This is a genomic window from Pseudomaricurvus alcaniphilus (genome assembly GCF_011440395.1).
Taxonomy (GTDB): domain Bacteria; phylum Pseudomonadota; class Gammaproteobacteria; order Pseudomonadales; family Cellvibrionaceae; genus Pseudomaricurvus; species Pseudomaricurvus alcaniphilus.
The window spans coordinates 71,597-90,734 of the sequence record NZ_JAAOIX010000008.1 but is presented as its reverse complement, the minus strand read 5'-3'; the positions used below and the strand labels follow the sequence as shown (position 1 = coordinate 90,734).

The window sequence follows — 19,138 nt, the reverse complement described above, 5'->3', positions numbered from 1 at the left end:
TTACGACACTAGGATAGATCGCCCCACAAGAATTGCAAAATACTGATCGCCGCCACCGGCGCGGTCTCGGTGCGCAACACCCGCGGCCCCAGTGCCAGGGGCTGGAATTGCAGGGCCAGGGCGCGCTCAATTTCGGTGTCGGAAAAACCGCCCTCTGGCCCGATGGCAAGGGTTACGGAAGTGGGTCGCGACGCCGCGGACAGGCGCGTGTCGGTGCGGTGGTGGAGAATAAAGCGGCAGGGGTCGCTGATGCTCGCCAGCCAGTCGGCGGCTTCCTGCGGCGCCTGCAAGTCCGGCAGGTGGGTGCGCTGGCTCTGCTCGCAGGCAGAGATCATGATTTGCTGCCAGTGTTGCTGCTTTTTCTGCAGTCGCTCGGCGCGCAGTTTGACTTCGCTGCGCTCGGTAAACAGCGGCGTCACGGCGCTGACACCCAGCTCCGTGGCCTTCTGCAGTACCCAGTCCATACGTTCACCCCGGGATATACCGATACCGAGATGGATCGCCAGCGGCGATTCACGCTCCTGGGCAGCAAACTCACCCACCTCGACCAGCGCACTTTTTTTGTCCAGTTGCAGCAGGGTTGCGTTGAACTCCCCGCCCTCACCATTAAACAGCAGCAGTGGCCGGCCCGGCTCCATGCGCAACACCCGCCCCAGGTAGTGGGCGGCGCTTGCATCCAGGGTCAACTGCGCGCCGCTGTTGAGCGGCTGGCAGGTATAGAGTCGCGGTATGCGCATGGCGTTGGCGTGTCTATTCTTTTAGTGGCAGTAAGCTAGTGGCAGTAAGCGTGCTCGTCAGCGCTGTGGCTTAAAAGCGCTCCAGGTTGCGCACGATGGTGGTGGTGGGCTCCGCCTGGTTCATGGTGTAGAAATGCAGGCCCGGGGCACCGTTGTCGAGCAGGGTTTCGCACAATTCCGACACCAGGTCGATGCCAAAGGCCTTGATGCTGGCGCTGTCGTCGGCGTAACTTTCCAGTCGCTTGCGCAGCCAGCGCGGTATCTCCGCGCCGCAGCCCTCGCTAAAGCGGATCAGGTTGCGGTAATTCAGGATTGGCATAATGCCCGGGTAGATGGGCTGGTCAATGCCCTGCCGCTGGCACTGGTCCATAAAGTAAAAGTAGGCATCCGGGTTGTAGAAGTACTGGGTAATTGCACTGTCGGCCCCGGCGTCGAATTTGCCTTTCAGGTAGCGCAGGTCGGCGTCGTAACTGCTCGCTTCGGGATGCACCTCCGGGTAAGCCGCCACTTCCAGCTGGAACTGGTCGCCGAAGTGTTGGCGAATAAACGCCACCAGCTGGTTGGCGTAGACCATCTGGTAGGCGCCGCCCATGCCCGAGGGCATATCGCCGCGCAGCGCCACGATACGGTCGACGCCGGCCTCCTGGTAGGACTGCAGCAGTGCCTTCATGGTGTCTTCGTCGTCACCGCCGAAAGACAGGTGCGGCGCGATGGAGACACCGGCGGCGCGGTAGTCGACCACGATACCGCGGGTATTGTCCCGGGTTGAACCGCCGGCGCCGTAGGTCACCGAAAAAAACTCGGGACCCAGTTTATTGAGTTCATCGCGTACCCCGGCCAGGTTGGCCTTGCCCGCCGGTGTTTTCGGCGGGAAGAATTCAAAGCTGAGTCGCAGGCTGGTGTCGGTCATGTTGATCTCGCTCTAGTACTTGTAGGACTCGGGCTTGAACGGGCCCTCGGCTTTGACATTGATGTATTTGGCCTGGGTCGGGGTCAGCTGGGTCACCACGCCGCCAAAGCCTTCCACCATATCGCGGGCCACTTCCTCGTCCAGTTTTTTCGGCAGTACCTTGAGGTAGACGGCGGCCGCTTTTTCGGCGGCGGGCAGGTCGGCAAACTTGCGCTCGTAGAGGTACATTTGCGCCAGTACCTGGTTGGCAAAGGAGCCATCCATGATACGCGACGGGTGACCGGTGGCATTGCCCAGGTTGACCAGGCGACCCTCGGACAACAGGATCAGGTGATCGTTGCTGGCCTGGTCCCGGTAGATCTTGTGCACCTGGGGCTTGACCTCGTCCCACTGGTAATTCTTACGCAGGAAGGCAGTGTCGATCTCGTTGTCAAAGTGGCCGATATTGCACACGACCGCGCCGCTTTTCAGGCTTTGCAGCATGGCCGCATCGCAGACGTTGACGTTGCCGGTGGTGGTTACCACCAGGTCGGTATTGCCCAGTACCGCGCGGTTGATGTCGGCCACTGCGCCAGTATTGATGCCGTTATTGTAGGGGGACACCACTTCAAAACCGTCCATGCAGGCCTGCATGGCGCAAATAGGGTCGATCTCGGTCACCTTGACGATCATGCCCTCCTGGCGCAGGGAGGCGGCGGAGCCCTTGCCCACATCGCCGTAGCCGATGACCAGGGCCTTCTTGCCCGCCAGCAGGTGGTCAGTGGCGCGCTTGATGGCGTCATTGAGGGAGTGGCGGCAGCCGTACTTGTTGTCGTTCTTGGATTTGGTGACCGAGTCGTTGACGTTGATGGCCGGTACCAGCAGCTCGCCCTGTTCCATCATTTCCAGCAGGCGGTGCACACCGGTGGTGGTCTCTTCGGAGATACCGTGGATGTGGTTCAGCAGGTCCGGGTACTTGCTGTGCACCATTTCGGTCAGGTCACCACCGTCGTCGAGGATCATATTGGCGTTCCAGACTTCGCTGCCGTCCTTGCTCGCCAGGATGGTCTGTTCGATACACCAGAGGAACTCCTCCTCGGTCTCGCCCTTCCAGGCGAATACCGGGATACCGGCGGCGGCAATGGCAGCGGCGGCGTGATCCTGGGTGGAGAAGATATTACAGGACGACCAGCGCACTTCGGCGCCGAGGTCGATCAGGGTTTCGATCAGTACCGCCGTCTGGATGGTCATATGGATGCAGCCCATGATGCGGGCCCCGGCCAGCGGCTGGTCGTCTTTGTACTTGCGACGCAGTGCCATCAGGGCCGGCATTTCGCCCTCGGCGATGTCGATTTCCTTGCGCCCCCAGCTGGCCAGGCTCAGGTCGGCGACCTTGTAGTCGGTAAAGGTGTCGGTGGCAGTTTTCTGTGCGCTTGTCATGGTATCTCTCCTGTGCCGGCGCCCTGCGGGCGCCAGTTTGTGTTTGTTTGCTTAAACGTTGAGGGCCGCTTTCAGGGCATCGACCTTGTCGGTTTTTTCCCAGCTGAAGGCGGTAAAGGTATCGGATTTCTGCTCGTCGTTTTCCTTCCAGCTGTAGGTGTGCTCGAATGGCTCGCGGCCGAAGTGACCGTAGGCGGCGGTCAGCTGGTACATGGGGTGGAGCAGGTCCAGGGCTTTGGTGATGGCGTAGGGGCGCAGGTCAAATACCTGGCGAATGGCCTCGATCAACTGGCCATCACTGACCTTGCCGGTGCCGAAGGTGTTGATGGAAATGGAGGTGGGCTCGGCCACGCCAATGGCGTAGGACACCTGCACTTCGCAGCGCTCGGCGAGACCGGCGGCGACCACGTTCTTGGCCACATAGCGACCGGCGTAAGCGGCGGAGCGGTCCACTTTGGACGGGTCCTTGCCGGAGAAGGCGCCGCCGCCGTGGCGCGCCATGCCGCCGTAGGTGTCGACAATGATTTTGCGGCCGGTGAGGCCGGCATCGCCAACCGGGCCACCGATGACAAACTTACCGGTGGGGTTGATGTGGTACTGGGTGCCGGCGTGCAGCAGCTCGGCGGGCAGTACGTGCTGGATAATATTCTCCAGCACCGCATCGCGCAGGTCGGCCTGGGAGATGTCCGGGTCGTGCTGGGTGGACAGCACCACCGCCTCGATAGCCACCGGCTTGCCGTCTTCATAGCGCAGGGTGACCTGGCTCTTGGCGTCCGGGCGCAGCCACGGCAGCACGCCGTCCTTGCGCAGTTGCGCCTGGCGCTCCACCAGGCGGTGGGCGTAGTAGACCGGGGCCGGCATCAGGCTCTCGGTCTCGTTGGTGGCGTAGCCGAACATCAGGCCCTGGTCGCCGGCGCCCTGGTCTTCAGGCCTGGCGCGGTCAACCCCCTGGTTGATGTCCACCGACTGCTTGCCAATGGCATTGAGTACGGCACAGGTGGCGCCGTCGTAGCCGACGTCGGAGCCGTTGTAGCCAATGCCGGTGATAACGTCGCGGATAATGTCTTCCAAATCGACGTAACAAGAGGTGGTGAGTTCGCCGGCGACAATGGCCATGCCGGTTTTGACCAGAGTCTCTACGGCGACCCGGGCGTGTTTGTCGCGGGCGATTACGGCATCCAGGATGGCGTCGGAAATCTGGTCCGCCATCTTGTCCGGGTGACCTTCAGAGACTGACTCGGAGGTAAAAATTGAATATTCAGACATAGTGGTTGTGCTCCTGGTGCTCAGTGCCCCGCAGGGGGCTGAAAAATTGTCGAACCTGAATTTGAAAACCGTTGCGCAGGGCGATGTACTGGCTCAAGCCCTCTTCCAGACCGGCCTGGTGGGCCCAGCCGGACAGGTCATCGGGCTCAAAGCCGAGCCACAAATCGCCGCAGGCCTCTCGCGCCCACTGCTGGTCGTGATGACAGAGATCGGTGATAAACAGCACCCCGCCGGGGTTCAGCAATTTGCCGATATCGTCAAACACGCTGGCGGGGGAGGCCACGTGGTGCAGGACCATGTTGGCCACCACGCAGTCGGCGCGCAGCTGGCGCTGCAGGGCAGCGCGGGTATCGCCGTGAATAAAGTCGATATTGGCGAGCCCGGCGTTGCGGGCAGCGGTGGCGGCCTTGTCCAGCATGCTGGCGGAATTGTCCAGCGCGCTGACGCGCTGGAAGCGCGGCGCCAGCACGGCCAGGAATTCGCCTTCGCCGGGTCCCACCTCCAGCGCGCGGCCGGTGGCCGTGAGCGGCGTTTTGGTCAGCAGTTCGGTGACCACGTCGGCGTAAATCGGGTAGCTGGCGATGAGGTCCTGCTGGGCGCGGAATTTGCCGGCGTTGTCGGTAAAAAATGCCTGCGACGCCCGCGCTCGCTCCACCTGGACTTGCCCTTGGCGCTGCTGTATCTCAGCGCTTAGAGGCTGCAGGTCGAGGGTAGCGAACAGGCTGGTGAGCAACTCCCGGCGCGGGTCCCGCTGCTCGGGCAGCGCGCGCCGGTAGTAGATGGAATTGCCTTCGCGCCGGGTCGCCACCAGGCCCGCGGTGGCCAGTACTTTCAGGTGGTGGCTCATACCGGACTGCTTGATGGCGAAGATGCGGCTCAATTCCATCACCCCGAATGAATCCCTGGCCAGCAGGCGCAAAACCTCCAGCCGCAGCGGGTCACTGGCGGCCTTGAGGGTCGCTGCCAGGTCGTGGGTGAGGTCGGGGCCGGCCACAAGCTCGGCGTGCAATTGCTGAGTCATGGCGGCAGTCTAGCAGGGCTTTACAGCTATATCAAAATATTTTGATATAGTTTTTGGCGCCGCCCGCAGCTACTTCCACTCATTGAGGATGACTCCGATGCCCACTCGGCGGGTGCGCCGGTTGTAGTCGATGAGCGTTTCGCCGTAGCCATTGACGTATTCGAAATAGCCATTGAGGGGCCCGGCCAGGGGAAACACCAGTGCCATATTGACGGAAGTGCGAGGCTGGCGGGAGTGAAAGTTGTGCCGCAGCTGGGTGGTGAGGGACAAGTCGGAGTGCCATTTGTAGCGCACCGATATATCGCCGTAGCCGAGGTAGTCGTCGATGTCGGGGTTGTCGTCGTCCTCCGCGTCTTCCGGCAGCCGATACCAGGGGCGCAGCGCCATGGTCCAGCGATTGTGGCTCAGCTCCACTTCACTGAAGATCCGGTTCCAGCTGCGTGACAAATCCTGGCCGCGACCGTTGGACTGGTGATTAAAGCCCAGGCTGACGCTGTCCAGGGCGACGCCGAACAGCTCCAGTGAGGTCGGCACCTGCCAGAATATCTCCGGCTCGTAGTTGGTTTCCCGAAAGGGGGCCGAGGCGTCCGTATTGTACATTTGCCACAGTGACACCTGGCTGTAGCCAGCCCAGAGGGTAGCGTCCTTGAGCAGCAGGTCGGTGGCCAGCGGGATTTTAAAGCTGATTTGGAACTTGACCTCCTCGCGATCCGCTTCCACGGTCGGGCCGGCGTCGCTGCTGTCGGTTGCACTGGCATTGGCAAAGGGGACGGTATTGACTCTGGTGGTATAGGTATAGGGCAGCAGGTAAGTGGGCCTGTGGGGCTGGATTGAGAAATTTTCGTCCAACAGGCGATAGCGAAACTTGCGCTTGGCTGGTTTGGCCGGTATTTGTTCCGCGGTGCTGGCAGCGGTTTGAGCGGCAGCGTCACTGGCAGCAGTGCCGCTCGCCGGCGGCAGCGAATCGTCACTTTGCGGCACTAGAAAAATGGCGTCATAGCAGGCCAGCCGCTCCGCAGCAGCGATCATGGCGCGGCACTCTTCCAGCGTGTCGACGGCACGGGCTGCCTCCACCGGGTTGGCGACCAGGGCAAACAGCAGGGCGCTGGTTTTTTTCATAGGCTTGAATTCATTGGCGCAAAAAATTGTGTCTGGAAATTAGCGCAATGCTAAATGACCGGTTTGTTGTAACTGTCACTTGAGTTCGGCGGTACATTGAATCAGACTTCGAAACTTACGCATACCCAAAATAAAGGTAACTGTTATGACAATCAAAGTGGGCGACAAAATACCATCTATAGCCTTGCAAGTCATGGGCGCCGAGGGTCCGCAGGCGGTCACCACGGATGGTTTGCTGGCCGGCAAGAAGGTGGTTCTGTTTGCGGTGCCCGGGGCCTATACCCCAGGTTGCTCCAACACCCATATGCCGGGCTTTGTGATTCACGCTGACAAGATCAAGGCCAAAGGGGTGGACGACATTATCTGCACCTCGGTAAATGACGTGTTCGTGATGGCGGCCTGGGGGCGCGACCAAAATGCTGAGCACATCACCATGCTGGCCGATGGCAATGGCGAGCTGGCCGAAGCGCTGGGCCTGACCCTGGACTTGACCGGAGCCAAGTTGGGGGTGCGCAGCAAGCGCTACGCCATGATCGTCAACGATGGCGTTGTGGAGCTGCTGAATGTGGATGACAAGGGTATTGAGAAGAGCAGCGCTGAAACCATCCTCGAGGCACTGTGAGCTGCAGCGAGGGCAGCAGCTTGCGCGGCTCGTTGCTTTGCTCGGCGCCGCGAATACAGGCAGGTACTGATTGAGCAAGGTGAAACTGCGGCTCTACGGTTTGCTGCTGCTGGTAATTACCAGTTGGGTGGCGGGCATGCTGATCTGGACCAGCGTGCCCAGCTACCCGCCGCTGCTGGAGGTGGCGGTGCAGTGCGACCGGGCTGCGCCGGCCTGGCCGACCAGCGCGCCACTCAAGGTCATGAGTTTTAATGTCCAGTACATGGCTGGCAAGGGCTATTTCTTCTACTACGATGTGGAAAATGGCCCCGACCGGCGTCCATCCGTGGCGGCGGTGGCCAGCACCCTCGATCGAGTTGCGGAGCTGATTCGCGACGAATCCCCGGACCTGGTGCTGTTGCAGGAAATCAACGATGCGGATGACAGCCGCACCCACCATGTCGAGCAACTGACTGAGTTACAGCAACGCCTCGGCGCGGCGGCGTACCCCTGTTCGGCGGCCGCCTGGTACTGGAAGGCCGGCCTGGTACCGCACCCCAAAATCATGGGCGCGGTCAGTATGAAGCTGGTGACTCTGTCGCGCTATTCCCTCAGTGCCGCTCGCCGGCACCAGTTGCCGTTGATGGACAATGATTTTGTCACCCGTCATTTCTACTTCCAGCGCGCCGTGCTTGAAACCCGCCTGGACTCCGACTCCGATACGCAGGTCGCCATACTCAATACCCATTTTGACGCCTGGGGTGCGGGCAGTAACCTGATGGCGGCACAGACTGCGACCACGCTTGAGTTGTTGCAAGCACTGGACGCGGGCAATGTTGCCTGGGTGCTGGGTGGGGATTTCAATATGTTGCCGCCGGATGGCGGTCGTCAGTGGCAGCGCCTGGCGCGACAGTACGATGCGCAGACGGCGCTCGCCAGTCTCTACCGGGAGTACGGCGCAGTGCCCGCCCTGGAAGATTTGACCGGGCCGGACGCCGCCCGCTGGTATACCCATTTCCCCAATAATCCGCAGATAAGCGCACCGGATCGAACCATTGATTACATCTTCTACAGCCCGCAGTGGCGCTTGCTGGCAGGTCGGGTGCGACAGCACGATACGCTGGATGTTTCCGATCACCTGCCGGTGATTGCCGAACTGCAGTTGCACTGACAACAATTCATCCGGGTAACAATCTATCCGAGCAACAATTTATCCGAATAACAACCAGCCCGGCAACAGCGTTCAGTTCACGGGGGGACGTTTCCCGATGAGGGCAGGAAGTCGCGCTGCTGGCCGTTGCTGGCACTCATGAAAATAGCTTCATCGGTCACCACTGCGTGCAGGGGGATGTCCCAGCTGGCCAGCGGCAGTGAATCGACTTGTTGGCAGCTGTGCGCCAGCCCCAGCAAATAGGGTCGCCGCTGTCCGCGGTCGCTCTTGCCGCTGTCGGACAGCTTGAAGGCAAAGGTGCGATCGTAAAAGCCGCCGCCCATGCCCAGTCGGCCGCCGCGGGAATCAAAGCCCACCAGCGGCAACAGCACCACATCCAGTAAATTGGCTGGCAGGCCCCGCCGGCGCAGCGCCGGCTCGGGAATGTTGAAGCGATTGGGGCGCAGCGGGCTGCTGGCGGTGTAGCGAATAAAGTACAGGCTGTTTTGTTGCAGCGGGCGCAATACCGGCAGGTAGCAGTGTTTGCCCAGTTGCAGCGCGGTGCGAATCAGCGGTTGGGGATCGATCTCGCCGTCGTTGGGCAAATAAAACGCAATGTGCTTACAGCGTATAAACAGCGGCTGACGCTTGAGGTTGCGGGCCAGTTTGAGGGCGGCAATTTTCTGCTGTTGCGGTGACAGTGCCCGGCGGCGCTGGCGCAGCTGTTGGCGCAGTTGCCGGCGGCTGGCAATCGATGTGGTATTGACCAGGGGGGAATCGACCAATTTATTACCGACCAACTTGTTACTGACCGACTTGTTACCGACCGATCTATTTGCGGCCAATACCGATTGGTAATGGCCAATGCAGAATCGACCTTGAGGCGGTCTCGACCGGTATGACAGATGTGTGGAAACCCCGGATGTGCGGCTGTCAACTTGGCCTTGAACCGAGAGGCTCAAGGGTGGGGGTTCCTGCAGCATCTCAGGCTTTCCGTCAGGCGGACATGCACACTGATACTGGCGAGTCACCCCCGGGGTACAGATTATCGGCTCGAGGACTTGTCGACTGGCCAACACTCCAGGGTGAATTCAAGTATAGACCAGAAGCAGGTTTTCTTACAGATTGATTTTTATTGGGAAGGCGAGTATGGCCGGCATGCAGTGCTGGCTAGTCGTTGCTCAGGGCTTGTTCTACTTTGCTGGTTAGCCGCTGGATGACCGCTTCATCCCGGGCCTTGCTGTTGGCGACGCTGTTGGCTTGCAACAATTCATGACTCAGGTTGAGTGCGGCCATCACCGCGATGCGCTCCAGGCCAATCACACTGCTCTTGCCACGAATGCTGCGCATCCGCTCGTCCAGGGTCCGCGCCGCCTGGTTTAACGCTTGCTCCTCGCCGGGCGGGCAGGCCACCTGGTATTCCTTGTCGAGGATTTTCACAAACATGGTACCGCTCATATAACGTCCTTTGGGGGTTGAATCAAATAGTGGGGTCAGGCTTGCTCTTCCAGGCTCTTCAGACGGGTGATCATGGCCTCCACCCGGGTGCGGGCCAGGTCGTTTTTTTCGATCAGGCGGGAGCGCTCCTGCAACCAGCCTTCTTCTTTCTCTTTAAAACCGGCGGCCTGCTTGTGCAGGGCGGCGTTTTCCCGCCGCAGGCGTTGGCACTCTGCCAGTAATTGGTCCAGTTTTGATTCAAGTGTTGCTAGCGGATGGTCGGCCATGGGGTGAGGTCTGTGGTGGTTGGTTGAGCTGTGCCCGCACAACTATATGGTGCGGCTTGAAGGCGGTCAACAAGGGCGCCCACTATTTCAGCCCGGGATGCCAGTGGCGGCAGGCACGGCGGCCGGAATCGTGATAGCATTTGGCGCGAATTTTAAGCGGATTAATTATGTCTACTGTGGAACCCCTGATTGCGTTTGTCGAATTAAACCACTATCTCGTCCCCCTGGGAGCACTCAATAGCCCGTCCGAGTTACACGGTATGCTGTGTGGAAAATTGAGCGGTGGGGCCCGCCTGAGCCAGGAGCAATGGCTGCTGGAAGCGCTGGCTTTTCTCGATATTATTACCGATGAGAACGGCGTTGTGGGCGACAGCGAGGGCCAGGGCCAGGCCGCCCTGGCGAGGTTGTACCCGGTGACCCTGGCGCAACTGGAAGACAGCCAGTATCGCTTTGATTTGCTACTGCCGGGCGACGAGGCCACGCTGGCCCAGCGCAGCAGTGCCCTCGGTGAGTGGTGCCACGGTTTTCTGTCGGGTTTCGGCAGCTCCGGTTTGGATCCACAGCAGAAGTTTTCGGCGGAGTGTGCCGAGGCGCTGCGGGACCTGGCGGCCATCGCCAATATCGACGATGGCCTCGAAGATGAAGAAGAGGACGCCGAAACCAGTTTCACCGAAATTGTCGAATATGTGCGCATGGCGGTGTTGACCCTGTTCGCGGATTTTGGCCGCCAGGCGTCAGACAAGCGGGTGCTGCACTGAATGGTGCGTCGATCCGTGCGGTCACAATTGCCTGTCAGTGGGTTCAATAGTTTAAGAGTAGAGGCTAGTTAGCAGAAACTATGAAAATAGGTAAACAAGAGTTTGCCCGTCGCCGCAAGCGACTGATGGCAATGATGGAACCCAACAGTATTGCCATCCTGCCGGCAGCGCCGGAAAAAATCCGCTCCCGCGACACCGAATACCCCTACCGCCAGGACAGTGACTTTTATTACCTGAGCGGGTTTGTCGAGCCGGAGGCAGTGATCGCCCTGATTCCCGATCGTGAGCACGGCGAATACGTGATGTTCTGCCGCGAGCGCGATCGGGAAAAAGAACTCTGGAACGGCTATCGAGCGGGTCCGGAGGGGGCCTGCAGCGACTTTGGCGCCGACGACGCCTTTCCCATCGACGACATCGACGACATTCTGCCGGGCCTTATCGAGGGGCGCGAGCGGGTCTACTATTCCATGGGGCGGGACCGGGACTTTGACCACCGGGTCATGGGCTGGGTCAATACCATTCGCGGGCGGGCCCGGCTGGGGGCCATCCCACCGGGCGAGTTTCTCGACCTCGATCACTTTTTACACGACATGCGCCTGTACAAGAGCGCTGCGGAAATCAAGCTGATGAAGCGGGCCGGGGCGATCTCGGCCGACGCCCATACCCGCGCCATGCAGGCCTGCCGTCCGGGTATGGGTGAATATCAGCTGGAGGCTGAAATCCAGCACCAGTTCGCCAGCAACGGCGCCCGCTTCCCGGCCTATAACAGCATCGTCGGCGGCGGCAAAAACGGCTGCATACTGCACTATGTGGACAACTCCGCGCCCCTGAAAAACGGCGACCTGGTGCTGATCGATGCCGGCTGTGAATACGAGTACTACGCCGCCGATATCACCCGCACTTTCCCGGTTAACGGCAAATTCAGCGCCGAGCAACGGGCGCTCTACGAGATTGTGCTGCAGGCCCAGGCGGCCGCTATTGCGGCGATCGCGCCGGGCCGCCACTGGGAGGAGCCCCACGATGCGGCGGTGCGGGTCATCACCGACGGCTTGCGCGAGCTGGGTCTGCTGCAGGGTGAGCTGGATACGCTGCTGGAGACAGAGGCTTACAAGCCTTTCTATATGCACCGCACCGGGCACTGGCTGGGGCTGGATGTACACGATGTTGGCGATTACCGCGTCGGCGGCCAGTGGCGCCTGCTGGAGCCGGGTATGTGCATGACGGTGGAGCCCGGCATCTATGTGGCGCCCAACAATACCGACGTGGAAGAGCGTTGGCGCGGCATCGGTATCCGCGTTGAGGATGACGTGGTAGTGACCAAGACCGGCTGTGAGGTGCTGACCGAGGCGGCGCCGAAGTCGGTGGATGACATCGAAGCGCTGATGGCGGAGCGCTGAACCGTGAACGCGAGCGGGCAAGCAATGCAAACACACATCACCATTGTCGGCGGCGGCATGGTGGGCGCGGCGCTGGCGGCGCTGTTGGCAGCGGCCAACGAGCGCTGGCAAATTGCGCTGGTGGAGGCCTTTGCGCCGCCGGCCGCGGCAACGGACAGCTTTCAGCCCGGTTACGACGAGCGTTCCACCGCCATTGCCCACGGCAGTGTCGAGCTGCTGCAGCTGGCCGGGGTCTGGCCGCAACTGGCGCGCTTTGCCACGCCCATTAAGCGGGTGCATGTGTCCGATCGCGGTCATCTCGGCGGAGCGCTGATCGACCGGCAACAGCTGCAGGTCGAGGCGCTGGGCTACGTGGTGCCCAACGCCTGGATCGGCCGGGTGTTGCTGGCCCATCTGCAGGGGCTGGCCAATATCAGCCTGCTGGCGCCCGCCACTGTGCGCCGCTTGCAGCCCCGGGTCGGGGGCGTGGAGCTGCAGGTGGAGAGGGATGGCGAAGAGGTAAGTGTTCACTCCGAGCTCGCGGTGGTGGCCGACGGCGCCAACTCCGGCCTGCGCCAGAGCCTGGGTATCGATGTCGACCGGCAGGACTACCAGCAGACCGCCATTATCGCCAATATCAGTTATGAGCTGCCCCACCAAGGGGTTGCCTACGAGCGCTTTACCGACGCCGGGCCGCTGGCCATGCTGCCTTTGGGTGGCGCCAGTGGCCAGCAAAGTGCCCTGGTCTGGACCCACCCCAGTGACCGGGCAGAGGCGGTTATGGCGCTCGACGATGAGCAGTTTCTTGAGCTGCTGCAGCAGCGTTTCGGTTATCGACTCGGGCGCCTGTTGCAGGTGGGGCGACGGGACAGCTATCCCCTCAGCTTGTCGGTGGCGAGGGAGCAAATTCGCTCCTCGATCGTGCTGATGGGCAATGCCGCCCACTTTCTCCACCCGGTCGCCGGGCAGGGTTTTAACCTGGCCCTGCGCGACTGCGCCGCGCTGGCGACCTGCCTGCAGCAAGCCGGGGCAGACCAGCCGCTGGGCAGCATCGCCTTGCTGCAGCAGTACCAGTGCCAGCAGCAGCTGGATCAGCAAACCACCATTGGCTTTAGCGATCAATTGACCAAGTTGTTTTCCAGCACTGGCCTGCCGCAGGCGGCGCTGCGCGGGCTGGGTTTTTTCGGCCTGGAGTGCCTGCCGCCCGCGAAGGGCATGCTGGCGCGCCAGACTATGGGCAACGCCTCGCGGCGTGTAATCTTGTAAACCCTTACCTAATTACGCCTATGAATAAGCCAGTTATCGGCGATAGTAAACATATACCCTGTAGCCCTTGGGACAGCAGCTTTGCTCCCGGCCTGGCTCCAGGGGCTTGCTTTCAAGACTCGCCGTGCCCAAAGCACTCGCTGCGCTCGCGGGGCAGGCTCAGGTTCCATCCATGCACCCAAAGCACTCGCTCCGCTCGCGGGGCGGGCTCGAGGCTCCACGACAGCATCCCTGCTGTCGAGGGTCTTGAAAGCAAGCCCCCGAAGCCAGACCTAACATAGTGCCGGCTGCACGAAAGCTTAGCCTAGGTGGTAATTAGGAAATCTTATGAGTGATTCCGATAGCGCGCGAGCAGTGCCCGCGCCAGCCCTTGAATATGACGTAATTATTGTCGGTGCCGGTCTGGTGGGCGCTGCCATGGCCTGTGCGCTGGCTTTTACTGAAGGGCAAGTGGGTGCTGCGCCGTTGCGCATCGCCGTGCTGGACGCGGGCGCGGAGCCGGCCCGCTTTAGCGGCTGCGAGTTTGATCCCCGGGTGGTGGCCCTGACCCGAGCCTCCGAGCAACTGCTCGACAGCGTCGGCGCCTGGACTCAAATCTGCGCGGAGCGGGCCTGTGCCTACACCGATATGGAGGTGTGGGACGCCGCCGGCACCGGCCACATTCACTTTGACTGCCGCGAGGTGCAGCAGCGCAATCTCGGCCATATCGTCGAGAGCAGTGTGGTGACCCGCGCGCTGCTTGAGCGCCTGGGGCAAAATCCGGCTGTCAGCCTGCTGCGCCCGGCCCGGGTGTTGGAGCTCCAGCGGGATGATGAGCAGGGGCTATCCCAGCTGCAGCTGGACGACGACCGCCGCCTGGTGGCGCCGCTGGTGCTGGCCGCCGATGGCGCTAACTCGAAGCTGCGCCAGCTGGCGGGTATTCCCACCCGCGAGTGGGACTACGGTCAGCGGGCCATAGTGACCACCGTGCGCACCAGCGAATCCCATGGCTACACCGCCTGGCAGCGCTTCCTCGATAGCGGTCCGCTGGCCTTTTTGCCGTTGCAGGTCGCGCTCGACGACGGCCTCTGCAGTCACTACAGCTCCATCGTCTGGTCGGTCACGCCGGAGCTGGCGGGAGAGCTGATGCAGTTGAGCGACGCCCGGTTCCAGCAGCGCCTGGGTGCGGCCTTTGAGCAGCGCCTGGGGGAGGTGACCGCTGTGGCCCGGCGCTTTGACTTTCCGTTGCGCCAGCGTCACGCCACTGAATATATCGGCCCCGGTCTCGCCCTGCTGGGGGATGCCGCCCACACCATCCACCCCCTGGCCGGGCAGGGGGCCAATCTCGGCCTTCTCGATGTGGCCGCCCTGCGCGATGAAATCCTGCGCGCCCAAAGCCGGCAGCTGCCCCTTAGTGAGCCTTCGATCCTGAAGCGCTACCAGCGCAATCGGCGCGGTCATAACCTCGGCATGATGGCCCTGATGGAGGCCTTCAAGCGCCTGTTCGGGGCCGACCAGTTGCCGGTGCGCTGGGCCCGCAACGAGGGCATGCGCACCCTCAACAGCCTGCCGCTGCTGAAAAATGCCGTGGTCAAGCAGGCCATGGGGCTGTAAAGAACGCCTCCGCGTCGCTGTGATCCTGGCTGGCGATCAGAGCTGGGTGTCCAGCGGCAGGGCGGTGGTGTTTTTGATGGCGGTGACGGCGATATTGGAATGAATCTCCTGAATGCCGGGCATCTGGGCGAGAAAGGTGCGGACAAATTTTTCGTAGTGGCGAATATCCCGGGTGACGATCTTCAGCATGTAATCCATGGTGCCGGTCATGGTGTAGCACTCGATGACCTCCGGCAGTTGTGCCACCGCCTGCTCAAATTCCTCCAGACTTTGGCGCCCGTGGGCGGAGAGGTTGACGCTGCAAAAAACCACCACGTCCATGCCCAGCTTCTCCGCGTTCAGCAGCGCGACGCGCTTTTGGATATAGCCTTCTTCCAGTAGTTTATTGACCCGGCGCCAGCAGGGGCTCTGGGACAGGCCCACTCGGCTGGCCAACTCGGCGGCAGTGAGGCTGGCATCGCTCTGCAGTTGCTTGAGGATTTTCAGGTCGGTAGCGGATAAGTTGGTTTGCATGATTATTCCGTTTTTAAAGATGTTTATGCATAGATATTTCAATTATGTAGGTTTTTGAATAAAGATAACAAAATAATTCCAGCCTCGATCATTTAATATTGCGTTGTAGTCGTTCGTGTCGACGTTATTCGTGCACTTTTAGCGCGAATAATCACTATGGATACCTCAGTGTGGCCGGAGTGAGCATTATGGGCAGTGCCAATATTCAACTCGATGACAAGTATCGCCTCAGTTCCGGCAGAGCCTATCTGTCCGGCATTGAGGCGCTGGTGCGGCTGCCGATGTTGCAGCACCAGCGCGACCTCAATCGCGGCTTGAACACCGCCGGCTTTATCTCCGGCTATCGCGGCTCACCCCTCGGTGGCCTCGACCAGGCCCTGTGGCAGGCCCGCCCCTTTCTCGATCCGCACCACATAGTGTTTCGGCCCGGCGTCAACGAAGACCTGGCCATGACCGCCGTGTGGGGCAGCCAGCAGGTCAACCTGTTTGCCGGGGCGAAGTACGATGGCGTCTTTGCCATGTGGTACGGCAAGGGCCCGGGCCTCGATCGCTCCATGGACGTGCTCAAACACGCCAATGCCTTTGGCACCTCAAAATACGGCGGTGTGCTGGCGGTGGTGGGCGATGACCACGCCTGCAAATCATCCACCCTGCCGCACCAGAGTGAACATTCATTTATTGCTGCCTCGGCACCGGTACTGGCCCCGGCCAATGTACAGGAGGTGCTCGACCTCGGCATTATGGGCTGGGAGCTGTCCCGCTACAGCGGCTGCTGGGTGGGCCTGAAGGCCATCACCGAGAATATGGATTCGTCCATCTCCGCGGACATCGACCCCGGCCGCATCACTATCCACCTGCCCGACAAGTTCCAGATGCCGGAAGGTGGTTTGCACGCGCGCTGGCCGGACCGGCCGCTGGAGCAGGAAGAGCGTCTCAACCGCTATAAAATCTACGCCGCCCGGGAGTTTGCCCGGGTCAACAACCTCAACTACGTGACCCACGACTCGCCGGCCGCCAAGCTGGGTATCATTACCTCCGGCAAGGCCTACCTCGATGTGTTGCAGGCACTGGATGACCTTGGCATCGATGAGGCCAAGGCCGCGGCCATCGGTTTGCGCGTGTTCAAGGTGGGCATGCCGTGGCCGCTGGAGCCGGTGGCGACCCATGAGTTCGCCAAGGGCCTGATTGAAATCCTGGTGGTGGAAGAGAAGCGCTCGGTGATCGAGGACCAGCTCACCGGCCAGCTCTATAACTGGCCGGTGCACGAACGTCCCAAGGTGGTGGGGGAGTACGACGAACACGGCCAGGTGCTGCTCACCAATTTGGGCGAACTGACACCGGCCATGGTGGCCCGGGCCATTGCCGCGCGGCTGCAACCTTTTTACCGCAGTGACGAGATCGAACGGCGGCTGGACTTCCTGCGACGCAAGGAGCAGTCACTGGCACGGCCGCGGGAGTTGATTGAGCGCATTCCCCACTACTGCTCCGGCTGCCCCCACAACACCTCCACCAAGGTGCCGGAGGGGTCGCGGGCCATGGCCGGTATTGGCTGTCACTATATGGTGACCTGGATGAACCGGCGCACCGATACCTTTACCCAGATGGGGGGTGAGGGAGCCACCTGGCTGGGCCAGGCGCCGTTCACTGATACCAAACACGTGTTCCAGAACCTGGGCGACGGCACTTATTTCCACTCCGGCCTGTTGGCCATTCGGGCAGCGGTGGCGGCGGGGGTCAATATCACCTACAAGATCCTCTACAACGACGCGGTGGCCATGACCGGGGGCCAGCCCCTGGACGGCGCCCTCAGTGTTGCGCAACTGGTCATGCAGCTGCGCGACGAGGGGCTGGAGCGCATAGCCGTGGTCACGGACGAGCCGGACAAATACCCGGCGGATTTTCCCCGCTTCAGTGGTTTGAGCATCGATCACCGGCGCCAGCTGGACGCCATTCAAAAGGAGCTGCGCGAAGTCAGTGGCACCACCGCCATCATCTACGACCAGACCTGCGCCGCGGAAAAGCGTCGCCGGCGCAAGCAGCACCAGTATCCCGATCCCGCCAAGCGGGTGTTTATCAATACCGCTGTCTGTGAAGGTTGTGGCGACTGCGGAGTGGTGTCCAATTGCCTGTCGGTGCTGCCCCGGGAGACCGAACTGGGGCGCAAGCGGGTCATCGACCAGAACGCCTGTAACAAGGACTACAGTTGCGTCGATGGCTTTTGCCCGAGTTTCGTTACGGTGCACGGCGGCCAATTGAAAAAAAGCGCCAGTGAATTGCAGCCCGCGGAGTTCGGCGATTTGCCCGAGCCGCAATTGCCGGCCCTGCGCCAGCCCTGGAATATTGTTATGGCCGGCATTGGTGGCACCGGCGTGCTCACCATCAGCTCCATGCTGGGCATGGCGGCTCACCTGGAGAGCAAGGGCTGTTCGGTGCTGAACCTGACCGGGCTGGCGCAAAAATTCGGCGCGGTGGTGTCCCATGTGCGCATTGGCGAGTCCCAGGCTGATATTCACGCGGTGCGGGTGCCCGCTGGCGATGCCCATTTGCTGCTCGGTTGCGACCTGGTGGTGGCGGCCGGGGCCGAGGCGCTGGCCAAGGTCAACCAGGAAATATCCCACGCGGTGATCAACGACTACGAGTCGCCGACCGCGGAGTTTACCGCCAACCCCGATGCGCGCTTTCCCAAGGTGGCCATGAAAAAAGCGATCAGCGATGAGGTGGGGGAAGAGAAGTGCGGTTTTATCAATGCCAGCCAACTGGCGCTGGATTTGATGGGCGATAGCATCGGCGCCAACTGCCTGTTGCTGGGCTACGCCTGGCAGCGCGGCCTGATCCCGCTCAAGCAGGAGTCAATCCTCGGCGCGATCGAGCTCAACCAGGTGGCGGTGGAGTTCAACAAACGGGCGTTTGCCTGGGGCCGAGTTGCCGCCCATGACTACCCGGGGCTGCTGCAGCGCCTGCCGAGCAAAGGCCAGGAGTTCAGCTGCCTCACCGAATACGAGGATATTCTCAGCTGGCGCGAAGAGTACCTGGCCCAATACCAGAACCGGGCTTACGCCCAACGCTATCGCCAGTTTGTCGAAGCCTGTCGCGAGCGGGAGCGGAGCCTGGATCCAGACTCCAGCCTCGAGTTCAGCAAGGCGGTGGCAAAGAGTTACTTCAAATTGCTGGCCATCAAGGACGAGTACGAGGTGGCGCGACTGTTCAGTGATGGCAGCTTCAAGCGCCAGATCGAGGCGCAGTTCGAGGGCGACTTCGAACTGCATTTTCACCTCGCCGCACCGCTGGTGGCGAAGCGCGACCGGCACACTGGCAAGCCGCTGAAGCGGGAGTTTGGCCCCTGGCTGATGCGCCTGTTCGGCCTGCTGGCGAAACTCAAATTCTTGCGCCACACGGCGCTGGATATATTTGGTTACAGTGCGGAGCGCAAGCTGGAGCGGAACCTGTTGCGCGAATTCGAAACCCTGATTGAAACAAGAGTACTGCCGTGCCTGAGCCGGGACAACCTGGCCGCGGCGACGGAACTGGTGGCCGCGGTGGAGAAAATCCGCGGCTTCGGCCATATCAAAGAGCAGTCGGTGGCACACTGGCGCAGCAAGCATGAGCAACTGCTGGCGCAGTTCGAAGGCACAGGGGAGTCGCCGGTGCGCATCGTTGAACTGGATAAGGTGAGTTGAGAGGTGAC

17 protein-coding genes and 1 other RNA gene are annotated in these 19,138 nt (G+C 61.3%); 7 read left to right on the top strand and 11 right to left on the bottom strand.

From position 1 onward, the window contains the following. Positions 1-8: 8 nt before the first annotated feature. From G8764_RS15475 to G8764_RS15450, 6 genes are all read right to left on the bottom strand, one after another. A complete protein-coding gene (locus G8764_RS15475; RefSeq protein ID WP_166165575.1) occupies positions 9-737 on the bottom strand; it encodes a 16S rRNA (uracil(1498)-N(3))-methyltransferase in 729 nt (242 codons plus the stop codon). A gap of 70 nt (positions 738-807) precedes the next feature. After that, the gene (gene metF / locus G8764_RS15470; RefSeq protein WP_166165574.1) at positions 808-1,647 is read right to left on the bottom strand and encodes a methylenetetrahydrofolate reductase [NAD(P)H]; all 840 of its coding nucleotides are present in this window, start codon (positions 1,645-1,647) and stop codon (positions 808-810) included. Between the two features lie 12 nt (positions 1,648-1,659). Beyond that, on the bottom strand, positions 1,660-3,066 hold the full coding sequence (gene ahcY / locus G8764_RS15465; protein WP_166165573.1) for an adenosylhomocysteinase: 1,407 nt from the start codon (positions 3,064-3,066) through the stop codon (positions 1,660-1,662). A gap of 51 nt (positions 3,067-3,117) precedes the next feature. Continuing rightward, entirely contained in the window at positions 3,118-4,332 is a 1,215-nt protein-coding gene (gene metK, locus G8764_RS15460; protein WP_166165572.1) for a methionine adenosyltransferase, read from the bottom strand. After that, positions 4,325-5,353, bottom strand: coding sequence for a metalloregulator ArsR/SmtB family transcription factor (locus G8764_RS15455; protein ID WP_166165571.1), 1,029 nt, complete (start codon positions 5,351-5,353; stop codon positions 4,325-4,327). Before G8764_RS15455 ends, metK begins: the two co-directional genes overlap by 8 nt. A gap of 69 nt (positions 5,354-5,422) precedes the next feature. Further along, the gene (locus G8764_RS15450; protein WP_166165570.1) at positions 5,423-6,472 is read right to left on the bottom strand and encodes a phospholipase A; all 1,050 of its coding nucleotides are present in this window, start codon (positions 6,470-6,472) and stop codon (positions 5,423-5,425) included. Between the two features lie 145 nt (positions 6,473-6,617). On the opposite strand from G8764_RS15450, the gene G8764_RS15445 reads away from it, so the two are divergent. Then, entirely contained in the window at positions 6,618-7,094 is a 477-nt protein-coding gene (locus G8764_RS15445) for a peroxiredoxin (RefSeq protein WP_166165569.1), read from the top strand. A gap of 79 nt (positions 7,095-7,173) precedes the next feature. After that, positions 7,174-8,244, top strand: a complete 1,071-nt coding sequence (locus tag G8764_RS15440; RefSeq protein WP_341806406.1) for an endonuclease/exonuclease/phosphatase family protein — start codon at positions 7,174-7,176, stop codon at positions 8,242-8,244. A 77-nt stretch (positions 8,245-8,321) separates the two neighbouring features. On the opposite strand, the gene G8764_RS15435 is transcribed toward G8764_RS15440, so the two are convergent. The 4 genes from G8764_RS15435 to G8764_RS15420 all read right to left on the bottom strand — a co-directional run bounded on the left by G8764_RS15435 (position 8,322) and on the right by G8764_RS15420 (position 9,947). Then, positions 8,322-9,008, bottom strand: coding sequence for a 5-formyltetrahydrofolate cyclo-ligase (locus G8764_RS15435; RefSeq protein ID WP_243748834.1), 687 nt, complete (start codon positions 9,006-9,008; stop codon positions 8,322-8,324). Between the two features lie 126 nt (positions 9,009-9,134). Then, a non-coding RNA gene (ssrS, locus tag G8764_RS15430) (6S RNA) lies at positions 9,135-9,313 on the bottom strand. Between the two features lie 80 nt (positions 9,314-9,393). Beyond that, positions 9,394-9,681 carry a cell division protein ZapA gene (locus tag G8764_RS15425; protein WP_166165567.1) on the bottom strand — a complete coding sequence of 96 codons (288 nt, stop codon included), beginning with the start codon at positions 9,679-9,681 and terminating at the stop codon, positions 9,394-9,396. Positions 9,682-9,716: 35 nt separating this feature from the next. Continuing rightward, positions 9,717-9,947, bottom strand: a complete 231-nt coding sequence (locus G8764_RS15420; RefSeq protein WP_166165566.1) for a TIGR02449 family protein — start codon at positions 9,945-9,947, stop codon at positions 9,717-9,719. A 167-nt stretch (positions 9,948-10,114) separates the two neighbouring features. Between G8764_RS15420 and G8764_RS15415 the strand changes: the two genes are divergently transcribed. The 4 genes from G8764_RS15415 (at position 10,115) to G8764_RS15400 (ending at position 14,940) form a co-directional block, all read left to right on the top strand. Beyond that, positions 10,115-10,705, top strand: a complete 591-nt coding sequence (locus tag G8764_RS15415) for a UPF0149 family protein (RefSeq protein WP_166165565.1) — start codon at positions 10,115-10,117, stop codon at positions 10,703-10,705. Between the two features lie 80 nt (positions 10,706-10,785). Continuing rightward, positions 10,786-12,102: a Xaa-Pro aminopeptidase gene (pepP, locus tag G8764_RS15410; RefSeq protein ID WP_166165564.1), complete on the top strand. Its 1,317-nt coding sequence runs from the start codon at positions 10,786-10,788 to the stop codon at positions 12,100-12,102. A 24-nt stretch (positions 12,103-12,126) separates the two neighbouring features. Beyond that, positions 12,127-13,347 (top strand): 2-octaprenyl-6-methoxyphenyl hydroxylase, encoded by a 1,221-nt coding sequence (gene ubiH / locus G8764_RS15405; RefSeq protein ID WP_166165563.1) that lies wholly within the window; start codon positions 12,127-12,129, stop codon positions 13,345-13,347. A 327-nt stretch (positions 13,348-13,674) separates the two neighbouring features. Continuing rightward, entirely contained in the window at positions 13,675-14,940 is a 1,266-nt protein-coding gene (locus G8764_RS15400) for a UbiH/UbiF/VisC/COQ6 family ubiquinone biosynthesis hydroxylase (protein ID WP_166165562.1), read from the top strand. Between the two features lie 36 nt (positions 14,941-14,976). On the opposite strand, the gene G8764_RS15395 is transcribed toward G8764_RS15400, so the two are convergent. Further along, positions 14,977-15,453: an Lrp/AsnC family transcriptional regulator gene (locus tag G8764_RS15395; protein ID WP_166165561.1), complete on the bottom strand. Its 477-nt coding sequence runs from the start codon at positions 15,451-15,453 to the stop codon at positions 14,977-14,979. A gap of 188 nt (positions 15,454-15,641) precedes the next feature. On the opposite strand from G8764_RS15395, the gene G8764_RS15390 reads away from it, so the two are divergent. Then, positions 15,642-19,130: an indolepyruvate ferredoxin oxidoreductase family protein gene (locus tag G8764_RS15390; RefSeq protein ID WP_166165560.1), complete on the top strand. Its 3,489-nt coding sequence runs from the start codon at positions 15,642-15,644 to the stop codon at positions 19,128-19,130. Positions 19,131-19,138 lie beyond the last annotated feature (8 nt).